Source organism: Albidovulum sp. (assembly GCF_049646345.1).
Classification (GTDB): Bacteria; Pseudomonadota; Alphaproteobacteria; order Rhodobacterales; family Rhodobacteraceae; genus Albidovulum.
Window position 1 is genome coordinate 1 of the sequence record NZ_JBARVQ010000194.1, and the last position, 8,071, is coordinate 8,071.

Sequence of the window (8,071 nt, forward strand, 5' to 3'; positions counted from 1 at the left end):
CCTCTGCACACCAAATCCTATCACCATTTCAATGCCACATATTCGCATAAGCAACGAATGCCTGCGAAAACCGAACCAAAGGATGTCGGCAACCACGAGCAATTGCAACAGCTTGATGGGGCGGACGCTATCAATGCGGAAACTTCCACAACAACCACCCGAAGTCTCATATCCCCACTTTTCGACCAGACTACAGTAGAATAGGGTCCCGCCATGACATGGACGATACCGAATATACTGACGGTGCTCCGTCTTCTTGCCGCGCCAGGTGTGGCGGTGATGTTTCTTTATTTTCATCGTCCTTGGGCCGATTGGTTTGCATTGGCGCTTTTTGTTTCCGCCGCAGTGACAGACTTCTTCGACGGTTACCTTGCACGCGCATGGAAGCAGGAATCAAAATTCGGCGCCATGCTCGACCCGATCGCCGACAAGGCGATGGTGGTGATCGCGATCGTTATCATCACCGGTTATTCCGGGATGAACCCCTGGCTGATCCTGCCCGCCACGCTCATCCTGTTCCGCGAAGTCTTTGTCTCGGGCCTGCGTGAATATCTCGGCTCCACGGCAGGACTTTTGAAGGTCACGAAGCTGGCCAAGTGGAAGACCACCGCACAGATGGTCGCCATCGCGATCCTCTTTCTGGGCACCGGGCTCGAGCATCTGGAAGGCATCGCCCGGCGTGGCCTGACGACCGAGGAATATGCCGAACTGGTGACAGCAGGCCTTGCCGATCCGATCCGGTCCTGCGGGGTGCGCGGCTGTTCCTCCTACGCGACCATGGCCGGTCTTGCCTTGATCTGGGTGGCGGCCGTGCTCACATTCCTCACCGGATGGGACTATTTCCGCAAGGCCCTGCCATTCCTCAAGGATGAGGCATGATCGACGTTCTCTATTTCGCCTGGGTCCGGGAACGGATCGGGGTACCGCGCGAGCGGATCGACACGCAGGCCGCAACCGTCGCCGAACTGGTCGAGGAGTTGAAGGCACGCGAGGATCGTTATGCGGCGGCTTTCGCCGATGTCACGGCCCTGCGCGTGGCGCTGGATCAGGAACTGACAGAGTTTTCGGCCCCGCTTGACGGTGTGCGCGAGGTGGCGTTCTTTCCGCCAATGACCGGGGGCTGACGCATGCGGATCAGCGTTCAGTCCACCCCCTTCGACTATGGCGCTGAATGCAGCCGCTTCGGGCAAGGCGGGCGCGATGTGGGCGCGGTCGTGACCTTTCTTGGTGTCGTGCGCGACGACAGCGGCAGCCTTGCCCGGATGGAGATCGAGCACTATCCCGGCATGACCGAAAAGGCGATCACCGCCATCGCCGAAGAGGCGAAGGCGCGCTGGAAGCTTGCCGACATCCTCGTCATTCACCGCCACGGCGCGCTGGAACCCGGTGAGGCGATCATGATGGTCGCCACCGCCGCCCGACACCGGGTCGCCGCCTTCGAGGCGGCCGAGTTCCTGATGGACTACCTCAAATCGCGCGCTCCGTTCTGGAAGAAGGAAATCGGCGCGGACGGTGCCGACTGGGTCGCCGCGAAGGACGACGACGAAACTGCCCTGAAACGCTGGTAGTCTCGAAGAACGGGCAATCCAATCTCGAAGAACGGGCAATCCAAGTCCCGCCAAACGGAGCCTTGCATGTCGATCCTCTCTCGCCTCGGTGAAATTCTCGGCCCGGCGAATGTGCTGACGGGACGCGACATGGCGCCCTATGCAGCCAGCTGGACCGACAAATATGTGAGCGACCCGCTGGCCGTACTGCGCCCGGCGGATACGGATCAGGTTTCGCAGAGTCTGCGCCTTGCGCAGGATGCGGGAATTGCAATCGTCCCGGCAGGCGGACGCACCGGGGTAACCGGCGCAATCCATACGAAAGGCGGGATCATCCTGTCGCTCGAACGGATGAACCGCATTCGCGAAATCCGGCCTGACACCCGTCTTGCCATTGTTGAAGCAGGCGTCATTCTGTCGGCACTGCACGATGCGGCAGAAGCGCAAGGGCTCTATTTCCCGCTCTGGTTCGGCGCGCGCGGTTCGGCCATGATCGGCGGGGTCCTGTCGACCAATGCCGGCGGCTCGAACGTTCTGCGCTACGGGTCCACCCGCGCCCTGTGCCTGGGGCTGGAGGTTGTACTGGCGGACGGGCGGGTGATGAACCTGATGTCGGAACTGCACAAGGATAATTCCGGCTATGCGCTGAAGGATCTTTTCATCGGGGCCGAGGGCACATTGGGCGTCATCACGGCGGCGGTGATGAAACTCGTGCCCGCCCCCCGTGCCCATGCAACCGCGATACTGGCCGTGCCGTCCCTCGGCGCGGCACTGACGCTGCTGAACCGCTTGCAGCAAGCGACCGGCGGCCTTGTCGAGGCGTTTGAATTCATGCCCCGCGACTATATGGAACTGCTCCGCGACCGCCGCCCCGACCTTGGCCATCCCTTCGCCGAAATTCATGATATCACGATCCTAGTCGAACTTGGCGCAACCGCCCCGCGCGATGCGGATGCGGGGCCGGATGGTGCCATCCCCCTGACCGGTCTGACGGAGGGCATTCTTGGCGACATGCTGGAAGAGGGGCTGATCCTTGACGCCATCATCGCCAGCTCCGAGGCCCAGCGCGAAACGATCTGGGCACGACGCGAAGCCGCGGCGGAAATCGTGACCGGCGCGGGCCATACCGTCGATTTCGATGTCGCCCTGCCGCTCGACCGGGTGGAAAGCTTCCTGACCCGGATGCAGGAGACACTCCAGACACTCAACCCTGGCGCCCGGACCAATACGGTCGGCCATCTCGGCGACGGCAATATCCACCTCGCCATCTTCCCGACGCGCAAGGATACCATGCTCGACGAGCGGTTGACCGAGACGATCGAGGAGATTGTCCGCGACCTTGGCGGTTCGTTTTCTGCAGAACACGGGATCGGCCTCTCGAAACTCTCCTCGATGCGGCGGCGCAAGGACCCGGTGGCGCTTGACATGATGCGGGCGGTGAAGGCCGCCTTCGATCCGAAGAACATCCTCAATCCCGGCAAGACCATCCCCGACGTGACGTTCTGACCGCCCTGCCCCGGCGTCAGACTTGACCGGCCCGCGCGCGTTGCTGACGCTCACGCCATTATTGGAAGGGAGACCCCGGATGGAACGACTGGCCCTGATGTTCCGGCACCGCTCGATCCTCGGCATTGCGGCCGGGGTCGCTGTCGGCATCGGGATTGTCGTCAGTGCCGGGCTTCCATTGCTCTGGGCGCTGGCCCTGCTCGGCATCCCGGCGCAGATGCTGAACGAATACAACCTTCACCGCTTCATCTTCCACCTGCCGCCGCCGGAACGGCAATGGCAGTTCGACCTGCTCTACCGGGCGCATTACGGCCACCACGACTTCCCGACCAACAGGGACCTGTTCTTCGCCCCCGATTTCGTCGTCTTTCCGGTCCTCGCGCTCAATTTCACACTTGCCTGGGGCATCCTTGCCGCCCTCGGGGCGGGCTGGGCCATTCCCGGTGCCGCCGCCATCGTGCTGATCGGCGGCGGCGCCACCTTCCTCGCCTATGAATGGTTCCATTCCACCGCGCATCTGCCGGTGCAGAAAACCGCCATCGAACGGCATGTAACCACACTGCACAACCAGCACCATTTCCGCGACTTCTCAAAATGGTTCCATGTCACGGCGGGGGGCGAGATCATCGACCGGGTGATGGGAACGGCCATCGACAAGGATGCGCTGAAGTCGCAACAACGGATCGAGTTCATCCGCACCCTCGGCATGCGCCCCGACGATCCGCGCCTGATCGCCGCGCGCCATCGCTTCGCGACCCGCTACGGGCTCAGCGACGACGAGATTGCCCACGCCGCCCGCAGCTGATCCATCCACTTGGCTCCAATATCCCGGGGGAGGTGCCGCGCAGGCGGCACCGGGGGCAGCGCCCCCTGCGACCTGTCAGCTGTGACGCCAGTCGAAAAAGTCCGCTGAGGCCTGCGACAGCAACTCCCGCGCCAGATCTTCCCCGGCCTCGGCAGCCTCAGCGGCCATGAACCGCCTTTCGCCGCGGATCACCTCGGATCCATCGGGCCGCAGGATCTCGCCCCGCAGCCAGAGCCCCTCACCCTCATGCACGGCAAGCCCGGCAATCGGCGTTTCGCACGATCCGTCAAGCGTCGCAAGGAAGGCGCGCTCGGCGGTCAGCCGCTCGGCCGTCGGCGCATCATGGATCGCAGACAGCAGTTCACCGGCACGTTGACAGGTTTCCCGCCGCTCGATCCCGATGGCCCCCTGCGCCACGGCGGGCAGCATCTCATCGACTTCAATCGCAGACTTGGCGACATGGCCCATGCCCAACCGGTTGAGCCCCGCCATGGCCAGAAATGTCGCCGTGGCACCACCGTCCTGAAGCTTCTTCAACCGGGTCTGCACATTGCCGCGAAACTCGACCAGCTTCAGGTCCGGCCGCCGGTTGGCAAGCTGCGCCCGCCTGCGCAGCGACGACGAACCGACCACGGCCCCTTCGGGAAGCTCTGCAATCGATGCGACCGAGGGCGAAACGAAAGCATCCCGCACATCCTCTCGCGGCAGATAGCAGTCAAGGACCAGGCCGCCCGGCTGTTCGACCGGCATGTCCTTCATCGAATGCACCGCGATGTCGATCGCGCCCGACAACAGCGCCTCTTCGATCTCCTTTGTGAACAGCCCTTTGCCGCCGATCTCTTTCAGCGGCCGGTCCGCGGCGATCAGCGCCCGGTCGTCGCCGGTCGTCTTTATGATCACGATTTCGCAACTGTCTTCGGTCAGCCCATACGCCGCCATAAGCCGCGACCGGGTTTCAAAGGCTTGCGCCAGCGCCAGCGGAGAGCCGCGGGTGCCTAGCTTCAACGGGTTTTGTGCGCTCGGCAGTTTCATGCTTCCGGCATAGCCGCGACAGATTGCCCGCGCAATGGGCCGCCCGCGCGGATCGCCTTGACATCCCGTCGCAGGGCGGGGTCAAAGGGGCGATGGAGGCGATATGACCAAGAAAATTCTGCGCGCCCTTGCCGGTGAAACCCTGCCCACCCCGCCGATCTGGATGATGCGGCAGGCCGGCCGCTATCTGCCTGAATACAAGGCAACAAGGGCCGAGGCGGGGGATTTCCTGTCGCTTTGCTACAACCCGGATCTTGCCGCAGAGGTCACGTTGCAGCCGATCCGCCGCTACGGGTTCGACGCGGCAATCCTGTTTGCAGATATTTTATTGGTGCCTCAGGCACTTGGTTGCGATCTCTGGTTCGAAACCGGCGAAGGACCGCGATTGTCTACGATCAGGAATCCGGCTGACTTCGTCCGGTTGAAGGATCGCGACGCCATTCATACAACCCTCGGCCCCATCTACGAAACCGTTCGTATCCTCAGACGCGAATTGCCGTCCGAGGTGACGCTGATCGGTTTCGCCGGTGCGCCCTGGACGGTCGCCACCTATATGATCGCCGGGCGCGGCACCCCCGATCAGGTCCCGGCCCATGCGCTGAAGGCCGCCGACCGCGCGACCTTCTCGGCGCTGATCGACCTTCTGACCGGCGCGACCATCGATTATCTTTCGGCCCAGATCGAGGCCGGGGCCGAGGTGGTCAAGCTTTTCGACAGTTGGGCAGGGTCGCTCAAGGGGCAGGATTTCGACGATTTCGCGCTGGCCCCCGCCAAACGCATCATCGCCGAGCTGAAGGCCCGCCATCCCGGCCTGCCGATCATCGCCTTCCCGCGCGAGGCGCGCGACCGCTATGAGGGCTTCGCAAAGGCGACAGGCGCCGATTGCGTGGCACTCGACAATTCTGTCGCCGCCGACTGGGCCGCGACGCATGTGCAGAAGGACGGCTGCGTTCAGGGCAATCTCGACCCGTCGCTTCTGGTGACAGGCGGCGACAGGCTGGTCAGCGAGACGAAGCGGATCGTCGGGGCTTTCTTGAACGGGCCGCATATCTTCAACCTCGGCCACGGCATCACCCCCGACGCCGACCCGGAAAACGTGCACCGGATGATCGAAGCCGTCCGCGGCTGAGGGTTCAGAGCCCCTTCGAAAAGAGCTGGATGCCGGGAACCACTCCCGTGGGCAAACCTGCCAGTGCCCGCATGTGCCAGGCCAGCGCAAGGTTCGACGAAATCACCGGACGACCAATGCGGCCCTCCGCCTCGGCCGCGATCCCGGCCACGCGCAGATTGGTGCACGAGACAAAGACCGCATCGCAATCCGCCCTTCCCGCTACGTCTTCGATTGCCGCCAGAATGCTCTCGGGCGCGATCCGGGCCACGACCCGGTCGTCGCCTTCCTCGAACGACCCGAAAGCACTGATCGCGATGCCATTCTGTTCCAGCAGCGCCCGCATCGCCGCCGACACGCTTTCGACATAGGGCGTAACGAACCCCAGCCGCCGCACACCCAGCGCCCGGCAGGCAGCAAGCGTCGCGCTGATCGGATCGGTGACCTTCGCCTCGGGGTGAACAGCCTGCACCCGCTCGCGCACACCGTCGGACCCGATCACCGTGGCACCGGAAGTACAGCCATAACCGATCACGTCCAAATGGCATTCCGGCAGCATCGCAACTGCCGCGGGCAGCGCCTCGGCCATGCTGGCCAGGGTTTCGGTCGTCACCTCGGGCGGCATGACGATACGCGTGTGATAAAGCGCCGCATCCGCTTCGCGCACCAGCGCCCGCATCTCGTTTTCAAGCGTCTCATCGGCCGGAAGAACGATCAGGCCCAGCGCAGCGCCGGTCCCCATTCCGTCATCGGTCGCAAACGGCAGCTTCATCGTCACGTCTCCCGCATTTCGCGCCTGCACACAGTCGCCTGCCCCATTTACAGCATTCGCGGCTCGCAAATATCTCAATAAATCTGAAATTCGATCTGAAAATAATCGAAAAGCGTCGGATTGCGAATGATTGTACGTCGAATATCTGGCATCTAAATATCGATCCACACAGCAACAAGGCCCGCCACAGGCAATGCCCCAGTCGCTCGACAAATTCGACCTGCAACTTCTCGAACAGGTTCAACAGAACTGCCGCCAGACCGCCGAAGTTCTCAGCGAACATCTCGGCCTCTCTCCCGCCGCTGTTCAGAAACGGCTGAAACGGCTGCGCGATACCGGGGTGATCGAGGCCGAGATCGCGCTGGTCAATCCCGGGACCATCGGACGTAACATGACCATCATCGTCGAGGTGGCAATGGAGCGGGAAAACTCCGGCGTCCTCGATAGCTTCAAGCGCCGGATGCGGGCTGAACCGCTTGTCCAGCAATGCTACTACACGACAGGGGAATCCGATTTCATGCTGGTCCTCGTTGTGCAGGATCTCGAAGAATACCAGAGGTTCACACAGGATAACTTCTTCGGCTCGCCCGAGGTCAGCAAGTTCAAGACCACCATCGTCATGGATCGGGTGAAGGTCGGCCTCGCAGTGAGCCTCCATAGATAGCCGTCTGGACCTTTGCTGCGGTCTGGCGTTTCCTGTCGGTCCGACGGGCGCGATTGACGGAGAGATGAGATGGCGGAACTGGAACAACGGATCGCGGCGGGGCGTGGGGACGAACCTGCAGACATCGTATTGCGGGGCGGACAGGTCTTTGACGTCGTGACCGGGGCGCTGATCGGGGGCGATGTGGCGATCTGCGGCGATACCATTGTCGGGATCGGGGCAGATTATGACGGGCTCGAGGTGCTTGACGTCACTGGCCTGACGCTTGTGCCCGGTTTCATTGACACCCATCTGCATATCGAAAGCTCGCTCGTTACGCCCTTCGAATTCGACCGCTGCGTTGCCCCGCGCGGGGTGACAACGGCGATCTGCGATCCGCATGAGATCGCCAATGTGATCGGGGTGGATGGCATCCGCTATTTTCAGGAGGCAAGCCGCCATACGCTGATGGATATCCGCGTGCAGCTTTCGTCCTGCGTGCCTTCGACGGACATGGAAACCGCCGGTGCCCGGATCGAGGCCGAAGACCTTGTGCCGCTCATGGGCCATCCCTCCGGCATCGGGCTGGCCGAATTCATGAATTACCCCGGTGTGATCCACCGCGACCGCGCCGCCATGGCCAAGCTGCGGCTGTTTC

11 protein-coding genes are annotated in these 8,071 nt (G+C 62.8%); 9 read left to right on the forward strand and 2 right to left on the reverse strand.

The genetic code is table 11. The features are described from left to right. The 6 genes from WBB85_RS04705 to WBB85_RS04730 all read left to right on the forward strand — a co-directional run. Window positions 1-204: hypothetical protein (locus tag WBB85_RS04705; RefSeq protein ID WP_432637467.1), on the forward strand; the 204-nt coding region annotated here is incomplete at its 5' end. A gap of 9 nt (window positions 205-213) precedes the next feature. After that, window positions 214-879, forward strand: a complete 666-nt coding sequence (pgsA, locus tag WBB85_RS04710; RefSeq protein WP_432637468.1) for a CDP-diacylglycerol--glycerol-3-phosphate 3-phosphatidyltransferase — start codon at window positions 214-216, stop codon at window positions 877-879. Further along, window positions 876-1,124 carry a molybdopterin converting factor subunit 1 gene (gene moaD, locus WBB85_RS04715; protein WP_432637469.1) on the forward strand — a complete coding sequence of 83 codons (249 nt, stop codon included), beginning with the start codon at window positions 876-878 and terminating at the stop codon, window positions 1,122-1,124. Before pgsA ends, moaD begins: the two co-directional genes overlap by 4 nt. Window positions 1,125-1,127: 3 nt before the next feature. After that, the gene (locus WBB85_RS04720) at window positions 1,128-1,568 is read left to right on the forward strand and encodes a molybdenum cofactor biosynthesis protein MoaE (protein WP_432637470.1); all 441 of its coding nucleotides are present in this window, start codon (window positions 1,128-1,130) and stop codon (window positions 1,566-1,568) included. 66 nt (window positions 1,569-1,634) lie between these two features. Next, the gene (locus tag WBB85_RS04725; RefSeq protein ID WP_432637471.1) at window positions 1,635-3,053 is read left to right on the forward strand and encodes an FAD-binding oxidoreductase; all 1,419 of its coding nucleotides are present in this window, start codon (window positions 1,635-1,637) and stop codon (window positions 3,051-3,053) included. Between the two features lie 79 nt (window positions 3,054-3,132). After that, window positions 3,133-3,858: a sterol desaturase family protein gene (locus WBB85_RS04730; RefSeq protein WP_432637472.1), complete on the forward strand. Its 726-nt coding sequence runs from the start codon at window positions 3,133-3,135 to the stop codon at window positions 3,856-3,858. Window positions 3,859-3,933: 75 nt separating this feature from the next. On the opposite strand, the gene hemC is transcribed toward WBB85_RS04730, so the two are convergent. Further along, on the reverse strand, window positions 3,934-4,890 hold the full coding sequence (gene hemC, locus WBB85_RS04735; RefSeq protein ID WP_432637473.1) for a hydroxymethylbilane synthase: 957 nt from the start codon (window positions 4,888-4,890) through the stop codon (window positions 3,934-3,936). Window positions 4,891-4,993: 103 nt separating this feature from the next. Between hemC and hemE the strand changes: the two genes are divergently transcribed. After that, complete coding sequence (hemE, locus tag WBB85_RS04740) at window positions 4,994-6,019, forward strand: uroporphyrinogen decarboxylase (protein WP_432637475.1); 1,026 nt, start codon at window positions 4,994-4,996, stop codon at window positions 6,017-6,019. Window positions 6,020-6,023: 4 nt separating this feature from the next. Here the strand turns inward: hemE and WBB85_RS04745 are convergent, their stop codons facing one another. Then, window positions 6,024-6,770: a maleate cis-trans isomerase family protein gene (locus tag WBB85_RS04745; protein ID WP_432637476.1), complete on the reverse strand. Its 747-nt coding sequence runs from the start codon at window positions 6,768-6,770 to the stop codon at window positions 6,024-6,026. A 193-nt stretch (window positions 6,771-6,963) separates the two neighbouring features. Here WBB85_RS04745 and WBB85_RS04750 point away from each other — a divergent pair, with 193 nt between their 5' ends. Both WBB85_RS04750 and WBB85_RS04755 read left to right on the forward strand, forming a co-directional pair. Next, complete coding sequence (locus WBB85_RS04750; protein WP_432637477.1) at window positions 6,964-7,434, forward strand: Lrp/AsnC family transcriptional regulator; 471 nt, start codon at window positions 6,964-6,966, stop codon at window positions 7,432-7,434. Window positions 7,435-7,503: 69 nt separating this feature from the next. Further along, window positions 7,504-8,071, forward strand: a 568-nt coding sequence (locus WBB85_RS04755; RefSeq protein WP_432637478.1) for an amidohydrolase family protein, incomplete at its 3' end; no start/stop codon positions are given.